At 68.4% G+C, this 14,930-nt stretch carries 15 protein-coding genes; 12 read left to right on the top strand and 3 right to left on the bottom strand.

The genetic code is table 11. The features are described from left to right. Positions 1 to 4: 4 nt before the first annotated feature. On the bottom strand, positions 5 to 1,258 hold the full coding sequence (locus ARC20_RS15980) for an efflux RND transporter periplasmic adaptor subunit (protein ID WP_057648916.1): 1,254 nt from the start codon (positions 1,256 to 1,258) through the stop codon (positions 5 to 7). Positions 1,259 to 1,495: 237 nt separating this feature from the next. On the opposite strand from ARC20_RS15980, the gene ARC20_RS15975 reads away from it, so the two are divergent. The 9 genes from ARC20_RS15975 (at position 1,496) to ARC20_RS15935 (ending at position 9,753) form a co-directional block, all read left to right on the top strand. Next, complete coding sequence (locus ARC20_RS15975) at positions 1,496 to 2,812, top strand: M20 family metallopeptidase (protein ID WP_057648913.1); 1,317 nt, start codon at positions 1,496 to 1,498, stop codon at positions 2,810 to 2,812. Between the two features lie 88 nt (positions 2,813 to 2,900). Continuing rightward, on the top strand, positions 2,901 to 3,716 hold the full coding sequence (queF, locus tag ARC20_RS15970) for an NADPH-dependent 7-cyano-7-deazaguanine reductase QueF (protein ID WP_057648911.1): 816 nt from the start codon (positions 2,901 to 2,903) through the stop codon (positions 3,714 to 3,716). A 103-nt stretch (positions 3,717 to 3,819) separates the two neighbouring features. Next, the gene (locus ARC20_RS15965) at positions 3,820 to 4,119 is read left to right on the top strand and encodes a LysM peptidoglycan-binding domain-containing protein (RefSeq protein WP_057648910.1); all 300 of its coding nucleotides are present in this window, start codon (positions 3,820 to 3,822) and stop codon (positions 4,117 to 4,119) included. Positions 4,120 to 4,169: 50 nt separating this feature from the next. Then, on the top strand, positions 4,170 to 4,667 hold the full coding sequence (locus ARC20_RS15960; protein WP_057648908.1) for a hypothetical protein: 498 nt from the start codon (positions 4,170 to 4,172) through the stop codon (positions 4,665 to 4,667). Between the two features lie 328 nt (positions 4,668 to 4,995). Next, on the top strand, positions 4,996 to 7,227 hold the full coding sequence (locus ARC20_RS15955; protein ID WP_057648905.1) for an NADP-dependent isocitrate dehydrogenase: 2,232 nt from the start codon (positions 4,996 to 4,998) through the stop codon (positions 7,225 to 7,227). A gap of 202 nt (positions 7,228 to 7,429) precedes the next feature. Further along, a complete protein-coding gene (locus ARC20_RS15950) occupies positions 7,430 to 8,389 on the top strand; it encodes a hypothetical protein (protein WP_057648903.1) in 960 nt (319 codons plus the stop codon). Positions 8,390 to 8,391: 2 nt separating this feature from the next. Then, positions 8,392 to 8,937 (top strand): GTP-binding protein, encoded by a 546-nt coding sequence (locus ARC20_RS15945; RefSeq protein WP_057648900.1) that lies wholly within the window; start codon positions 8,392 to 8,394, stop codon positions 8,935 to 8,937. Beyond that, positions 8,930 to 9,340 carry a roadblock/LC7 domain-containing protein gene (locus tag ARC20_RS15940; protein WP_057648898.1) on the top strand — a complete coding sequence of 137 codons (411 nt, stop codon included), beginning with the start codon at positions 8,930 to 8,932 and terminating at the stop codon, positions 9,338 to 9,340. Before ARC20_RS15945 ends, ARC20_RS15940 begins: the two co-directional genes overlap by 8 nt. A 53-nt stretch (positions 9,341 to 9,393) precedes the next feature. After that, on the top strand, positions 9,394 to 9,753 hold the full coding sequence (locus tag ARC20_RS15935; RefSeq protein ID WP_057648896.1) for a hypothetical protein: 360 nt from the start codon (positions 9,394 to 9,396) through the stop codon (positions 9,751 to 9,753). A 40-nt stretch (positions 9,754 to 9,793) separates the two neighbouring features. Here the strand turns inward: ARC20_RS15935 and ARC20_RS15930 are convergent, their stop codons facing one another. After that, positions 9,794 to 9,997 (bottom strand): hypothetical protein, encoded by a 204-nt coding sequence (locus tag ARC20_RS15930; RefSeq protein WP_057648894.1) that lies wholly within the window; start codon positions 9,995 to 9,997, stop codon positions 9,794 to 9,796. A gap of 103 nt (positions 9,998 to 10,100) precedes the next feature. Here ARC20_RS15930 and ARC20_RS15925 point away from each other — a divergent pair, with 103 nt between their 5' ends. The 3 genes from ARC20_RS15925 to ARC20_RS15915 all read left to right on the top strand — a co-directional run bounded on the left by ARC20_RS15925 (position 10,101) and on the right by ARC20_RS15915 (position 13,746). Continuing rightward, the gene (locus ARC20_RS15925; RefSeq protein ID WP_057648892.1) at positions 10,101 to 11,042 is read left to right on the top strand and encodes a LysR substrate-binding domain-containing protein; all 942 of its coding nucleotides are present in this window, start codon (positions 10,101 to 10,103) and stop codon (positions 11,040 to 11,042) included. Positions 11,043 to 11,055: 13 nt separating this feature from the next. Beyond that, the gene (gene aceK / locus ARC20_RS15920) at positions 11,056 to 12,795 is read left to right on the top strand and encodes a bifunctional isocitrate dehydrogenase kinase/phosphatase (RefSeq protein WP_057648890.1); all 1,740 of its coding nucleotides are present in this window, start codon (positions 11,056 to 11,058) and stop codon (positions 12,793 to 12,795) included. 63 nt (positions 12,796 to 12,858) lie between these two features. Then, on the top strand, positions 12,859 to 13,746 hold the full coding sequence (locus ARC20_RS15915) for an energy transducer TonB (protein WP_057648889.1): 888 nt from the start codon (positions 12,859 to 12,861) through the stop codon (positions 13,744 to 13,746). A gap of 70 nt (positions 13,747 to 13,816) precedes the next feature. On the opposite strand, the gene rho is transcribed toward ARC20_RS15915, so the two are convergent. Further along, the coding region (gene rho / locus ARC20_RS15910; RefSeq protein ID WP_081418234.1) for a transcription termination factor Rho at positions 13,817 to 14,930 on the bottom strand (1,114 nt) is incomplete at its 5' end.

Raw genomic sequence — 14,930 nt, 5'->3', positions numbered from 1 at the left:
TGGATCAGCGCGGACCGCCGCCGCGGCGACCGCCGCCACCGCCGCGGTTCTTGCCCGCCGCGGCCTTCAGCTCGGCCTCGGTCGGCGGGGCGGGGGTCTCGCCCGGCGCCAGCGCCTGCACCTTGCTGCCCGGCTTGAGGCGGAACTGGCCTTCGGTCACCACCTTCTGGCCGGCCTTCAGGCCGCTGGCGATCTGCACGTGGCTGTCGTCCACTTCCACGCCCTGCTTGACCGTCTGCATCTGCACGGTGCTGTCGGCCTGCACCACGTAGACGTAATCGCCGTCCGGGCCGCGCTGCACGGCCTGCGCCGGCACCACGATGCCGCCCGGGATGGTGCGCAGCTGCAGGCGCACGTTGACGAACTGGCCCGGCCACAGCGCGTTGTCGGCGTTGTCGAAGATCGCGCGCGCGCCGAAGGTGCCGCTGTCGGCGGAGATGCGGTTGTCGATGACGTCCAGCTTGCCGGCGCCGCTGATCACGTGGGCGTCGCCGCGGTCCAGCGCGGCCACGGGCAGCGGCGCCTGCGCCTGGCCTTCACGCACCGCGGTGAGCTGGCGCTCGGGCAGGTTGAAGGACACGTAGATCGGGTGGATCTGGGTCAGGGTGACGATCGCCGTGCTGGTGCTGACGATGTTGCCCACGTCCACGCCGCGGATGCCGGCGATGCCGTCGATCGGCGCGGTGATGCGGGTGTACTGCAGCTGCACCTGCGCGGCGCGCATGGAGGCATCGTTGGCGGCCACCGCCGCTTCGTACTGCGACACCTGGTTGCGCTGGGTGTCCAGGTCGGTCTTGGAGACGTACTGCTGGTACTCCGGCGCGCTGGAGCGGGCGAAGTTGGAACGGGCGGTGGCCAGCAGCGCCTGGTTCTGGCGCTTGGCCGCGGCGGCCTCGTCATAGCTGGCCTGCAGGGTGCGCGGGTCGATCTGCGCGAGCAGCTCGCCCTTCTTCACTTCCTGGCCTTCCTTGAAATTGATGCTCAGCAGCTGGCCGCCGACCTGCGGGCTCACCGTGACCGTGTTCAACGCGGTCACCGTGCCCAGCGCGTTGGCATAAACCGGCACGTCCTGGGTGGTCGCCGGCACCGCGGTGACCGGCACCGGGCCGTTGTCCTGGCTGGCGTCGCCGCCCTGCGCCGCATTCGGCCCCCCCTGCCCGCCGCGTCCCTCGTGCCCTCCCCGCAGCATGCGGGCGCCAATGGCCAGCACCACGACCACTGCCACCACGAGCAGCGAGATCTTCCAGAAACGCGACATTCGACAACTCCTGATGCGGTAGGGGGCGGGGGGCTACCCGGCAAGCCGGCAAGCTTATCGCCGGATCGTGGCGATTGGACCATGACTGACGGGCCAGTCAGACCGTGGCCGAACGCTTTGGTTCATGCCGCCGATACCCCCTGCAACGCACGGGGAGGCGTTTGGTTGACCGGTTTGGCGTGTACGCCGGGCCACGCTGCATTAGATTGTGGGTTTCCACCCCTTCGAGGATTCGTGATGCCCCACCCGCGTGTCTGGGCCGGTGCCCTGCTGCTGACGCTCCCCTGGATGGCCGTGGCCGCCCCCGGCGAACGCCCCGAGGTCACCGCCGCCGCCGCCAAGCTGCAGGCCCAGGTGGTGAGCTGGCGCCGCGACTTCCACGAGCATCCGGAACTGTCCAACCGCGAGGAGCGCACCTCGGCCCAGGTCGCCGCGCACCTGCGCAAGCTCGGCCTGAAGCCGCGCGTGGGCATCGCCCACCATGGCGTGGTGGCGATCATCGAAGGCGGCCTGCCCGGCCCGAAGATCGCCCTGCGCGCGGACATGGACGCCCTGCCGGTGACCGAGCAGACCGGCCTGCCGTTCGCCTCCAAGGTGAAGGCCGAATACCGCGGCGAGCCGGTGGGCGTGATGCACGCCTGCGGCCACGATGCGCACACCGCCATCCTGCTCGGCGTGGCCGACGCGCTGGTGGCGATGAAGGCGCAGCTGCCGGGCCAGGTGATGCTGATCTTCCAGCCCTCGGAGGAAGGCGCGCCGGGCAACGAGGAAGGCGGCGCCTCGCTGATGCTCAAGGAAGGCCTGTTCGCCGACTTCAAGCCGGAGGCGGTGTTCGGTCTGCATGTGTTCTCCAGCGTCCAGGCCGGGCAGATCGCCGTGCGCGGCGGCCCGCTGATGGCCGCCTCGGACCGCTTCAACATCAAGGTGATCGGCCGCCAGACCCACGGCTCGGCGCCGTGGAACGGCATCGACCCGATCGTCGCCAGCGCCGACCTGATCAGCGCCGCGCAGACGGTGGTCAGCCGCCAGGCCAACATCGCCAAGCAGCCGGCGGTGGTGAGCTTCGGGGCGATCAAGGGCGGCATCCGCTACAACATCATCCCCGACGAGGTGGAGATGGTCGGCACCATCCGCACCTTCGACGAGGAGATGCGGCAGAAGATCTTCGCCGACCTGAAGAACGTGGCCGAGCACACCGCCGCCGCGCACGGCGCCCGCGCCGAGGCGCAGGTGCCCGACCAGGACGGCAACCCGGCCACCATCAACGACCCCGCCCTGACCGCCAAGATGCTGCCCAGCCTGCAGGCCGTGGTCGGCGCCGGCAACGTCTACGAGCCGCCGCTGCAGATGGGCGCGGAGGACTTCTCCTTCTATGCGCGCGAGGTGCCGGGGATGTTCTTCTTCGTCGGTTCCACCAGCGTCGGCATCGACCCGGCCACCGCGCCCAGCAACCACTCGCCGAAGTTCCTGCTCGACGAGAAGTCGCTGGACATCGGCCTGCGCGCGCTGCTGCAGGTATCGCTGGATTACCTGCACGGCGGGCCGCAGGGCTGAATACCCGTCCGGCCGGGCGCCGCCGTGCGCCCGGCCCGGCCCGCCCGCGGCGACGGGGGATTCAGCGCCCGCGGCGTAAAATGCCGCCATGAACACCCCCGCCGATTCCAGCCTCGGGCGCGAGGTCGCTTACCCGACCCGCTACGACCCCTCGCTGCTGTTCCCGATCCCGCGCCTGCCCAGCCGCGAGTCGATCGGCATTGATCCCGCCGCGCTGCCGTTCGTCGGCCTGGACCGCTGGCATGCCTATGAAATCGGCTGGCTCGACGCCCAGGGCAAGCCGTGCGTGGCCACCGCCACGCTGCACGTGCCGAGCGATTCGCCGAACCTGGTCGAATCCAAGTCGCTCAAGCTCTATCTCAACTCGCTCAACAGCACGCGCTTCAACAGCCCGGCGGCGGTGCGCGAGTGCATCGCCACCGACCTGTCCGCGCGCGCCGGCGCGCCGGTCAGCGTGGAGTTCGGCCTGCCGCCGGTCCTCGATGACGCCGCCGAGCACAGCATCGACGGCCTGGATGTCAGCATCGACGACTACGGCCCGCCCAACGCCAGCCACCTGCGCACGCGGCCCGGTGAGGCGGTGGAGGAAACGCTGGCCTCGGCGCTGCTGAAATCCAACTGCCCGGTGACCGGCCAGCCGGACTGGGCGAACGTGACGCTGCGCTATCGCGGTGCGCCGATCGATGTCGAAGGCCTGCTGCGGTATCTGGTCAGCTATCGCGACCACGCCGAATTCCACGAGCAATGCGTGGAGCGCATCTTCCACGACGTCTCGCGCTGCTGCCAGCCGCAATGGCTGGTGGTGGAGGCGCGCTACACCCGCCGTGGCGGGCTGGACATCAACCCGTGGCGCGCCACGCCGGGCGCCCCGGCGCCTGTCGCACGCCGCGACGCGCGACAGTAACAGCCGCAACCGATGGCATGCGCCGGCTTCACGCTGGCGCGATCCACTCTTAACACGGGCCGTGCAACCGTGATCCCACGATGTGGCATCACGGACCCTGCCCATGACCAGCAACGACAAGAAGGCCGATTTCTCCGGCGTCACCGCCAAGGTCGACAGCACTGCGGAGGTCGTGCCCAAGGCCGATTTCTCCGGTGTGACCGCCACGGTGGACAGCACCGCGGAGATCGTCGGCGAGCAGTCCTACACCGTGCAGAAGGGCGATTCGCTCTCCAAGATCGCCAAGCAGCACTACGGCGACGCCAATGCCTGGCAGAAGATCTTCCAGGCCAACCGCGACGTGCTGGATGACCCGGACAAGATTTTCCCCGGGCAGACCCTGCGCCTGCCAGCCAAATCCTGAGCCGTCCATCGAACAGCGCCTCGCGCACGCCATCGAACCCGGAGGATTTCATGTCCAACGCCAAGACCCTTTCCCGCACGCTGATCATCGGCCTGGCTGCCAGCCTGGCCCTGGCGGGCTGCAAGAAGAAGGAAGACACCAGCGAGATGGCGGCACCGCCGCCGCCGGCCGCCGAACCGGCCGCCACCACGCCACCGCCGGCCACCGCGCCTGCCGCGGCCGCGGTCACCGTCAGCGGCATCACCGTGGGCAACACCGCTGCCGCCGACAAGAGCGTGGCACCGCTCGCCACGCTGGGCAGCAAGGACAAGATCATCGTCTCGGTGAAGACCGAGGGCACGGCCACCGGCGCCAACCTCGGCGTCAAGCTGACCTTCCAGGACGGCCAGGTGGCCGGCGAGCAGAGCGCCACGCTCAATACCACCGGCGCGGAAACGACCAATGTCGAGTTCACCAACGCCAACGGCTGGCCGGCGGGTACCTATACCGCGCAGGCCAGCGTCGACGGACAAGCGGCTGGAATGCCGCAGACGTTCGAAGTGAAGTAAGCAGGGCAAGCGCGCCCGCCGACTCTCTCCCGGCGGGACGGTGCATGTGGGGCGCAGCGCAAGCTGCGCCTCTTTTTATTGGGGAAATCGTTCGCCTGGAAACCATCCCGATGCCGGGCCCACCGTGCGCCCGCGTATCGCCGTGGGACACAGCGGCCCGTACCGCCCGGCTTTGCCCGGGCGCCGCCAAACGGCGACAATGCAGCGATTGCCCGGTATTTCCCGACGTCGTTTCCCGGCATGAGCGCGCAGCGGACAGTGATGCTTCGCGCCTGCCTTCGTCCGGCCCCGGTGCCCCCTCCCGAAGCAGAACCGAGTCACGCTGATCATGTCGAATACCCCGAAGATCCTCTACACCCTCACGGACGAGGCGCCGTACCTCGCGACCCAGTCCCTGCTGCCGATCATCGACGCCTACACCGACACCGCCGGCATCGTGGTGGAAACGCGCGACATCTCGCTGGCCGCGCGCATCCTCTCGCAGTTCCCGGACTTCCTCGACGCCGCGCACAAGACCGCCGACGACCTGGCCGAGCTGGGCGAGCTGGCGACCACGCCGGAAGCCAACATCATCAAGCTGCCGAACATCAGCGCCTCGGTGCCGCAGCTGCTGGCCGCGATCAAGGAACTGCAGGCGCAGGGCTTCAAGCTGCCGGAGTATCCGGACGCGCCGAAGGACGACAAGGAGCGCGACATCAAGGCGCGCTACGACCGCGTCAAGGGCAGCGCGGTGAACCCGGTACTGCGCGAAGGCAATTCGGACCGCCGCGCGCCGCTGTCGGTGAAGAACTACGCGCGCAAGCATCCGCACCGCATGGGCAAGTGGAGCAGCGAATCGAAGTCGCACGTCTCGCACATGGACGGTGGTGACTTCTTCGGCAGCGAGAAGTCGGCCACCGTGCCGGCCGCCGGCGCGCTGAAGATCGTGCTGGTCGGCAACGACGGCCAGACCACCGTGCTCAAGGACAAGGTGGCGGTGAAGGCCGGCGAGATCGTCGATGCCGCGCTGATGAGCCGCAAGGCGCTGGCCACCTTCATCGATGCACAGATCGCCGATGCCAGGTCGCAGGGCGTGCTGTTCTCGCTGCACCTGAAGGCGACCATGATGAAGGTCTCCGACCCGGTGATGTTCGGCATCGTGGTGGGCGAGTTCTACCGCGACGTGCTGGCCAAGCATGCCGAGGCGCTGAAGTCGGTCGGCTTCGACGCCAACAACGGCATCGGCGACCTGTACGCGCGCATCGGCAGCCTGCCGGCGGACCAGCAGGCGCAGATCAAGGCCGACATCGCCGCCGAGTACGCGCAGCGCCCGGGCGTGGCGATGGTCAATTCGGACAAGGGCATCACCAACCTGCACGTGCCGAGCGACGTGATCGTCGACGCCTCGATGCCGGCGATGATCCGCGACTCCGGCCAGATGTGGAATGCCGAAGGCAAGCTGCAGGACACCAAGGCGGTGATCCCGGACCGCTGCTATGCCGGCGTGTACCAGGCCGTCATCGAGGACTGCAAGGCGCACGGCGCGTTCGACCCGGCGACCATGGGCAGTGTGCCGAACGTGGGCCTGATGGCGCAGAAGGCCGAGGAATACGGCTCGCACGACAAGACCTTCATCCTGCCCACCGCCGGCACCGTGCAGGTGCTCGACGAGCAGGGCAAGGTGGTGTTCGAGCATGCGGTGGAAGCCGGCGACATCTGGCGCATGTGCCAGACCAAGGACGCGCCGATCCAGGACTGGGTGAAGCTCGCCGTCGAGCGTGCCCGCCTGAGCGCCACCCCGGCGGTGTTCTGGCTGGACAAGGCGCGCGCGCATGACGCGCAGGTGATCGCCAAGGTCGAGCAGTACCTGAAGGACCACGACACGAACGGCCTGGACATCCGCATCCTGCCGCCGGTGGAAGCGACGAAGGTGTCGCTGGAGCGCATCCGCAAGGGCGAGGACACCATCTCCGTCACCGGCAACGTGCTGCGCGACTACCTCACCGACCTGTTCCCGATCATGGAGCTGGGCACCAGCGCCAAGATGCTCTCCATCGTGCCGCTGATGGCCGGTGGCGGCCTGTTCGAGACCGGCGCGGGCGGTTCGGCGCCCAAGCACGTGCAGCAGTTCACCGAAGAGGATTACCTGCGCTGGGATTCGCTGGGCGAGTTCCTGGCGCTGGCCGCGTCGCTGGAGCACCTGGGCAACCGCTACGACAACGCATCGGCCAAGGTGCTGGCCAAGGCGCTGGACGTGGCCAACGGCCAGCTCCTGGACAACAACAAGTCGCCGGCGCGCAAGATCGGCGAGATCGACAACCGCGGCAGCCACTTCTACCTCGCCCTGTACTGGGCGCAGGCGCTGGCGAACCAGGACGAGGACGCCGCGCTGAAGGCCAAGTTCGCCCCGCTCGCCAAGCGGCTGGCCGATGACGAGCAGAAGATCGTCGCCGAGCTCAACGGCGCGCAGGGCAAGCCGGTCGACATCGGCGGCTACTATCGCCCGGACCTGGGCAAGGTCGCCGCGGCGATGCGCCCGAGCCAGACCTTCAACGACGCACTGGCGACGTTGAAGGCCTGAGCGATGGCGGCGTGAGCCGCGTCGTCCATTCATGAAGCGCCCCGTGTCGAAGGACACGGGGCGTTTTCTTTTGCGCGCCCGTAATCCATATGCAATTCCGGCAAGAAGCCGGGCGATGTGCAATCGATCACTCTTGGCGCGTGCGGCCGTGCCGTAGCCTCGCGCTAAGTCTGAGCGATTCATCACGACAGGGGGCGGGCACATGGCCAGAGTACTGGTCGTGGGAGCGGACGTGCGCGCCGAGCGTGCGTTGCTGGAACGTTTGCAACGATTGGCCGGGCTGCCCGAAGGGCGGCTGAGCAGTTGCCGCGGGCTCGACGAATGCGACCTGCTGGTGGTGCGCGACACGCCGGGCCTGCGCCACGCCGCGTTGCGCATGGCGCTGCAGCGGCCGGGCATGCCGTTCTGGATCGAACACGAGGACGGCGGGTTGGTCGACGGCCACGCGCGCGAAGACATCGTGTTGGAAGACCGGCACATCGAGCGCGTGCTCTGCGCGATCTCCACGGTGTCGCCCGGCGCCGCGGCGGCACACGACAGCGAATGCCTCGCACGCGGCGCCAAGGCCGTGACGCGCGAACTGCGCCGCCGCCTGCGTGATCGCCAGGGCCGCACGCGGCTGGTGCTCGGCAACGGCCAGGACCTGCTGTTGGATTTCGGCGCCGACATCGTCGCCGTGCCCGGTGCGCCCGATGCACGCGAACTTCCCGCATGGCTGGGCACCGGGCTGGACCAGGCACGCCTCGAAATTCCCGCGCCGCCCGCCCCAGAAAATGCGCCGCGCCTGCCGCTGCGCACGCTGCTCTGGCAGGCCGGCCAGCATGGCGACCATTGGCGCGACCTCGACGCAAAACTCGACGGCGGCGCGGTGGTGCGCCTGTCGCGCTGGCCGGACTTCCGCGTGATCGCCCGCCAGCCCGAAGGCTTCCGCCTGTGTTCGCTGCTGCTCAAGCGCCCAGCCAGCCTGCGCGAGTGCGCCAGCATGCTCGGGTTGGAAAGCGAGCTCGTGCGCCACTTCGTGCATTCGGCCTACCTGTGCGGCTACGCCAGCCTGCAAGCGCGGGAAGGGGCCGCCGCGCCGTCGCCGGCGACGCCGCGCGACACCGGCGGCGCCACGATGCTGGCGCGCGTGTGGCGCAGCCTGCGCCAGGCGAGGCATTGAGCATGCAAGAACACAAGATCGTCGTGCTGGGGTCGCCCGGCGCGGGCAAATCGACCCTGGTGCGGGCGATCGCCGATGGCGTGGTGATCGATACCGACGTGGCCAACACCGATGCCGACCTCGGCAAGGCGGCCACCACGGTGGCGATGGATTACGCCGATGTCGCGCTGCCCAATGGCGACCGTTTGCGCCTGTACGGCACGCCGGGCCAGCAGCGCTTCGGCTTCATCTGGCCCATCCTGTTGCAGGGCGCCAGCGGCGCGGTGCTGCTGGCCGATGCGAGCCAGCCTGATCCGGTCGAGGCGCTCGCGGGTCATCTCTACACGCTGCGCACGCATGCGCCGCGGTTGCCGGCGGTGGTGGGGCTTTCCAAGCCGGACCTGGCGCCGCACCTGGACCTGGAACGTTGCGCGGACCTGGTCGCCGCGCGCCTGCGCGCGCTGCCCATCGTGCCGCTGGATGCGCGTGACGGCGAGCAGGTGATGTGGCTGATGGATGCCCTGATGGGCGAGATCGAGGCGCAAGCCTGGGTGGATGTGGATGGCTGACGGACGCCCCGGCGCGATGCTCGCGCCGACCCAACACGCGCTGATCGATGCGCAGCTGCGCGCCTTCGTCGAGGCGATCGACGGCGTGCGCACCGCGGTGCTCGCCACCGTGGACGGCTTCGCGCTGGTGCAGCAGCCGGCCACCGCCAGCGGCGAGCGGCTGGCGGCGATGACCAGCGCGATGCTCGCCCTGGCCGCCGCGGTGGGCCGCGAGCTGGCGCTCGGCGACCTGGAAGTGCTGATGCTCGAAGCGGGCGAGGGCAAGGTGCTGATGCTGGCCCTGCCCGCGCCCGGCGCCCCGCTGTTGCTGATGGCCGCCTGCGATACCCGCAGCGTCATCGGCAACGTGCTGTGGAGCGCGAAGGAATGTGGCCAGAAGATCCTGGCCGGACTCGGCGATTGAGGGCCTGGACGCCGGGGCACACCACAGGCTCTTTCCACTCTTAGGGGAACACCATGGCGGGACTGAAGGATTCGCTCAACGAACTGATGACCATCGACGGCGCGCAGGCGGTGGCGCTGGTCGATTACGAAAGCGGCATGCTGCTGGGCGAGGCCGGCTCGGGCGTGGACATGGAAGTCGCCGCCGCCGGCAACACCGAAGTGATCCGCGCCAAGATGAAAACGGCCGCCTCGCTCAACCTCAACGACACCATCGAGGACATCCTGATCTCGCTGGGCCGCGCGTACCACATCATGCGCCCGGTCGGCACGCGCAAGGGCCTGTTCTTCTACGTGGTGCTGGACCGCAACAAGTCCAACCTCGCGCTGGCCCGCCGCAAGGTGCTGGAAGTCGAAAGCACCCTGGCCATCTGAGCCACCCCGGGGGCGCGGCGGCTCGCCGCGCCCCACCGCATCAGCGGAACGGCGACAGCGCCGTCAGCACTCGCACCAGCCTGGCCTGCCGCGCGCGCACCTGCGCGCGCGGATGCTTGTGCGGATGGGTCGCGCCGCGGGCTTCCGGCGGCGGCGGGAACGCATCGCCGGGCGCCAGCTTGCGGGCCAGTTCCTCATTCGTGACGAAGCCGTGGTGGAACAACAGGTCGTTGAAGATGCGCATGTCCGTGCCTCCACTTGAGTGGAATTGATGTTGGGCGCAATCTGGCGGGGCGAAAAGCGAGTGTTTCGCAAGCCAGGGTTGAATCCAGTTCAAGGCAGGCACCATGTCCAGACCGCCGTTGCACGCCCTGCAGGGCTTCGTTACCGCCGCGCGGCTGGGCAACCTGTCGCGTGCCGCCGAAGCCATGCACCTGACGGTGAGTGCGCTCAGCCACCAGATGCGCACGCTGGAGGAGCGGCTGGGCTATCCGCTGCTGCGCCGCCATCCGCGCGGCGTGGTGCCCACGCCGGAAGGGCAGCGCCTGCTGGAGCGCATCGCGCCACACCTGGATGCCATCGCGCGCGAGGTGCAGCCCTTCGCCGCGCGGCGCGACGACGTGCTCACGCTCAGCCTCACGCCTTCGATGGCCTCGGCGTGGCTGGTGCCGCGGCTGGGGCAGTTCTTCGCCGCGCATCCGAAAGTGGAGATCAGCCTGCTCTCCAGCGAGCGGGTGGTGGATTTCGAGCGCGAGCTGCAGGTGGATGCGGCGATGCGCGTGGGCCATGGGCAATGGCCGGGCGTCATCGCCGAGCCGCTGTTCGACGAATGGCTGGTGCCGATGGCCAGCCCCGCGCTGGTGGCGCGCATGGGTGGCGTGGCGGCCAAGCCGTTGTCGCAATGGCCGCTGCTGGGCGACCCGGACGGGCAGTGGAACAGCTGGTTCGAACTGGCTGGTGAAACGCCGCCCAGCCGCTATGTCGCCTTCCTCGATGATTCCGAATCCCACCACCGCGCCGCACTCGACGGCGTGGGCGTCGCGCTGGGGCGGGTGACGCGCGCGCGGCTGCTCATCGACTCCGGCCAGCTGGTGCCGCTGTCCGCACACCGGCTCAAGACGCACTACTCGCACTACCTCGTGCATCCGGCGCGCTCGGCCACGCATCGCGGCTTCGGCCAGTTCCGCGCGTGGCTGCTGGAACAGGCCGCCGCGCACGTGCGCGATACCGACAAGGCGCTGGCCTTGCCCGCGGCCGGCCGAACACGCCGCGCCCCGCGCCAGCGCTGAGTACACTGCCGGCATGTCCACCGCCTTGCCGTCGCCGCAATCCGAACGCCGTGCCGAGGCCATCGGCCGGTCGATCTTCGACGCATTCGAGGATTACCACGCACGCTTTGCCGAGATTACCCGCCGCGCCAGGCTGCGTTTTGAAACCCGCGACTGGAGCGCCGCGCGCGAGGATGCGGTGGCGCGCATCGCGCTGTACGACCAGTGCATCGGCGAGTGCATGCTGCGCCTGCGCGCGGTGCTGATGGGGCAGGCGCATGACCGCGCGCTGTGGATCCGCGCGCGCGAGCACTACGCGGCACTGCTGTCAGGCCTGATCGACCAGGAGCTGTACAAGACCTTCTACAACACGCTGACGCGGCGGTACTTCCGCACGCAGGGCGTGGACGCGGGCATCGAATTCGTCGCGCTCGACATCGAGCCCACCGATGCCATCACCCATCCGGTGGCGCGCCACAGCTATGCCGTCTCGCCCGGCCGGCTGACCGAGGTGTTGATGCGGGTATTGGGCGACTATCCGTTCGCCGTGCCGTACGCGCATCGCACCCGCTGCGCCGCGGCGATTGCCGTGCGCCTGCACGACGACCTCGCGCACTGGGGCGAGCATGCGGTGCGTGGCATCGAGCTGCTCGATACCGTGTTCTACCGCGAGCGCCGCGCCTACCTGATCGGCCGCGTGTTCGGAGAGCATCGCTTCTCGCCCTGCGTGATCGCCCTGGTCAACGATGAGGCCGGCCTGCGGGCCGAAGCGGTGCTCACCCGGCGCAGCGACGTGGCGCAGCTTTTCAGCAATTCGCGCAGCTATTTCCAGGCCGACCTGCCGACCGTGGGCGACGCGGTGGTGTTCTTGCGCAGCCTGTTGACGCACAAGCCGATCGACGAGCTGTACACCATGCTCGGCCGCGCCAAGCAGGGCAAGACCGAGCGCTACCGCACGTTCTTCCGCCACTTCGAGGCGCAGCCGAACGAACAGCTGGTGCAGGCCGAGGGCACGCCGGGCATGGTGATGGCGGTGTTCACCCTGCCGAGCTATCCGCTGGTGTTCAAGCTGATCCGCGACCGCTTCGCCTACCCGAAGAAGATGAGCCGCGCCGAGGTGGAGGGGAAGTACGAGCTGGTGTTCCAGCTCGACCGCGTCGGCCGCCTGCTCGATGCACAGCCGTACCGCTTCCTGCGCTTCCCGCGCGAGCGCTTCGCCGAGCCACTGCTGCGCGAGCTTCGCGAAACCTGCGCGCTCAGCGTGATCGAGGAGGGCGAGGACCTGATCTTCGACCTGTGCTATATCCAGCGCCGGCTGCGCCCGCTCAACCTTTACCTGCGCGAACAGCTGCCGGAGCCGGCGCGCGCGGCCGCGCTGGATTACGCGCAAGCGATCCGCGACATGGCGCGCAACAACATCTTCCCCGGCGACATGCTGCTGAAGAACTTCGGCATCACCCGCCACCAGCGCGCCGTGTTCTACGACTACGACGAGCTGTGCCTGGTTACCGACTGCGAGTTCCGCGACTGGCCGAAGGCGACCACGTATGAGGAGCAGATGGCGGCCGAGCCCTGGTTCCATGTCGGGCCGCACGACGTGTTCCCCGAGCGGTTCCCGCTGTTCATGGGCCTGCCGGCGCAGATGCTGGAAGCCGTGCGCGTGCATCACGGTGAACTGTTCGACCCGCAATGGTGGCGCGATTTGCAGGCGCGGCTGCGCGAGGACGATTATCCGGATACGCCGCCTTACGCGGACCGGCTGCGGCTGGCGTGAAGATTTGCGCGTGGCCCGGGCCTGCGATGTAATCGGCGCACGGCAACCCCAAGGAGTGTGGTGATGGCGATGAAGGGAATTCGCAGGCTGGCGCTGGTACTCGCACTGGGTGGCGCGCTGGCGCCGTCGATGGCGATGGCCGGTACTGGCGCAGGCCCGGGCAGCGTGCGCAAGCAGATCGAGTCGAGCCTGGTGGTGGCGGGCGATGTCTATATCGAGACCGATGGGTCGGTGTCGCGGCTGGATATCGACCAGGAAGAGAAGCTGCCCAGCGGCGTCGTGAAACTGGTGCGCGACAACGCACTGCAATGGAAATTCCAGCCGGTGGTGCGCGAAGGCCACGCGGTGAAGGCGATCGCACCGATGCGCCTGCGCGTGGTGGCCAAGAAGCTCGACGGCGACCGATACGAGATCGCGCTGCGGGGCGTGAGTTTCGAGCGCTACGATGCCAAGGACCCGCAATCCGTGGCCTATCTGAAACTGGATGCGCCGAAGTACCCCACCGACGCCTTCCGCTCCAATGCGGCCGGTACTGTCTATCTGGTGGTGAAGGTGGGGCGCGATGGCAAAGTCGAGGACGTCGTGGCCGAGCAGGTCAACCTGCGCGTGATCGGCAGCGAAGGCGAGATGGCCCAATTCCGCAAGTTGTTTGCCGACAGCGCCATCCTGGCGTCCAAGCGCTGGACGTTCCGCGTGCCGACCGAGGGCGAGGCTGCGTCCCAGCCCTACTGGAGCGTGCGTATCCCGGTCAGCTATTCGCTCAACCGCGATCCGAGCGAAGGGCAGACCTACGGGCAATGGATCAGTTACGTGCCGGGTCCGCGCCAGGTTGCGCCGTGGAGCAGCACCTCTGACTCAGCCAACTTCGCGCCAGACACCCTGGTGGACGGCGGCGTCTACATGGCCGACAGCCGTACGCCGAAGCTGCTGACCCCGCTGCAAGGCGGCTGAGCCGCGCCCTCGCCAAAAAAAAGAACGCCCCGCGAAAGCGGGGCGTTCCATGTGGCCAGGTCCTGCCGACTCAGCGCTTCATCGAATTGAAGAACTCGTCGTTGGACTTCGTGCTCTTCATCTTGTCGAGCAGGAATTCCATCGCGGCGATTTCGTCCATCGGGTGCAGCAGCTTGCGCAGGATCCAGATCTTCTGCAGCAGCTCCGGCTCGATGAGCAGGTCCTCGCGGCGCGTGCCCGAACGGTTGATGTCGATCGCCGGGTAGACGCGCTTCTCGGTGATGCGGCGGTTCAAATGCACTTCGCTGTTGCCGGTGCCCTTGAACTCTTCGTAGATCACCTCGTCCATCTTCGAGCCGGTCTCGACCAGCGCGGTGGCGATGATGGTCAGCGAACCGCCTTCCTCGACGTTACGCGCCGCGCCGAAGAAGCGCTTCGGGCGGTGCAGGGCGTTGGCGTCCACGCCGCCGGTCAGCACCTTGCCGGAGCTGGGCACGACGTTGTTGTACGCGCGCGCCAAGCGGGTGATCGAATCGAGCAGGATCACCACGTCCTTCTTGTGCTCGACCAGGCGCTTGGCGCGCTCGATCACCATTTCGGCGACCTGCACGTGGCGCGCGGCCGGCTCGTCGAAGGTCGAGCTGATGACCTCGCCGCGCACGGTGCGCTGCATTTCCGTCACTTCTTCCGGACGCTCGTCGATGAGCAGCACGATCATGTGCACGTCCGGGTGGTTGGTCGTGATCGCCGTGGCGATCTGCTGCATCATCATCGTCTTGCCGGCCTTGGGCGGCGAGACGATCAGCGCGCGCTGTCCCTTGCCCTGCGGGGCCATCAGGTCGAGGATGCGGCCGGCGATGTCTTCCGAGGAACCGTTGCCGCGTTCCAGCGTGAAGCGCTTGCGCGGGAACAGGGGGGTCAGGTTCTCGAACAGCACCTTGTTCTTCGACGCTTCCAGCGGCTCGCCGTTGATCGTGTCGATCGTGGACAGCGCGAAGTAGCGCTCGCCGTCCTTCGGGAAGCGGATGCGCCCGGAGAGGTAGTCGCCGGTACGCAGGTTGAAGCGGCGGATCTGGCTGGGCGAGATGTAGGTGTCGTCCGGGCCGGCCAGGTAGCTGGCCTCGGCCGCGCGCAGGAAGCCGAAGCCGTCCGGCAGGATTTCCAGCACGCCGTCGGCGGCGACG

Source organism: Stenotrophomonas panacihumi (assembly GCF_001431645.1).
GTDB classification, from domain to species: domain Bacteria; phylum Pseudomonadota; class Gammaproteobacteria; order Xanthomonadales; family Xanthomonadaceae; genus Stenotrophomonas_A; species Stenotrophomonas_A panacihumi.
This window is presented reverse-complemented; position numbering and strand designations above follow the sequence as displayed.

Bases quoted from the DNA above. Each gene is read 5' to 3' on its own strand.
- ARC20_RS15980 (WP_057648916.1), bottom strand. From the start codon at position 1,258: ATGTCGCGTTTCTGGAAGATCTCGCTGCTCGTGGTGGCAGTGGTCGTG.
- ARC20_RS15975 (WP_057648913.1), top strand. From the start codon at position 1,496: ATGCCCCACCCGCGTGTCTGGGCCGGTGCCCTGCTGCTGACGCTCCCC.
- queF (WP_057648911.1), top strand. From the start codon at position 2,901: ATGAACACCCCCGCCGATTCCAGCCTCGGGCGCGAGGTCGCTTACCCG.
- ARC20_RS15965 (WP_057648910.1), top strand. From the start codon at position 3,820: ATGACCAGCAACGACAAGAAGGCCGATTTCTCCGGCGTCACCGCCAAG.
- ARC20_RS15960 (WP_057648908.1), top strand. From the start codon at position 4,170: ATGTCCAACGCCAAGACCCTTTCCCGCACGCTGATCATCGGCCTGGCT.
- ARC20_RS15955 (WP_057648905.1), top strand. From the start codon at position 4,996: ATGTCGAATACCCCGAAGATCCTCTACACCCTCACGGACGAGGCGCCG.
- ARC20_RS15950 (WP_057648903.1), top strand. From the start codon at position 7,430: ATGGCCAGAGTACTGGTCGTGGGAGCGGACGTGCGCGCCGAGCGTGCG.
- ARC20_RS15945 (WP_057648900.1), top strand. From the start codon at position 8,392: ATGCAAGAACACAAGATCGTCGTGCTGGGGTCGCCCGGCGCGGGCAAA.
- ARC20_RS15940 (WP_057648898.1), top strand. From the start codon at position 8,930: ATGGCTGACGGACGCCCCGGCGCGATGCTCGCGCCGACCCAACACGCG.
- ARC20_RS15935 (WP_057648896.1), top strand. From the start codon at position 9,394: ATGGCGGGACTGAAGGATTCGCTCAACGAACTGATGACCATCGACGGC.
- ARC20_RS15930 (WP_057648894.1), bottom strand. From the start codon at position 9,997: ATGCGCATCTTCAACGACCTGTTGTTCCACCACGGCTTCGTCACGAAT.
- ARC20_RS15925 (WP_057648892.1), top strand. From the start codon at position 10,101: ATGTCCAGACCGCCGTTGCACGCCCTGCAGGGCTTCGTTACCGCCGCG.
- aceK (WP_057648890.1), top strand. From the start codon at position 11,056: ATGTCCACCGCCTTGCCGTCGCCGCAATCCGAACGCCGTGCCGAGGCC.
- ARC20_RS15915 (WP_057648889.1), top strand. From the start codon at position 12,859: ATGGCGATGAAGGGAATTCGCAGGCTGGCGCTGGTACTCGCACTGGGT.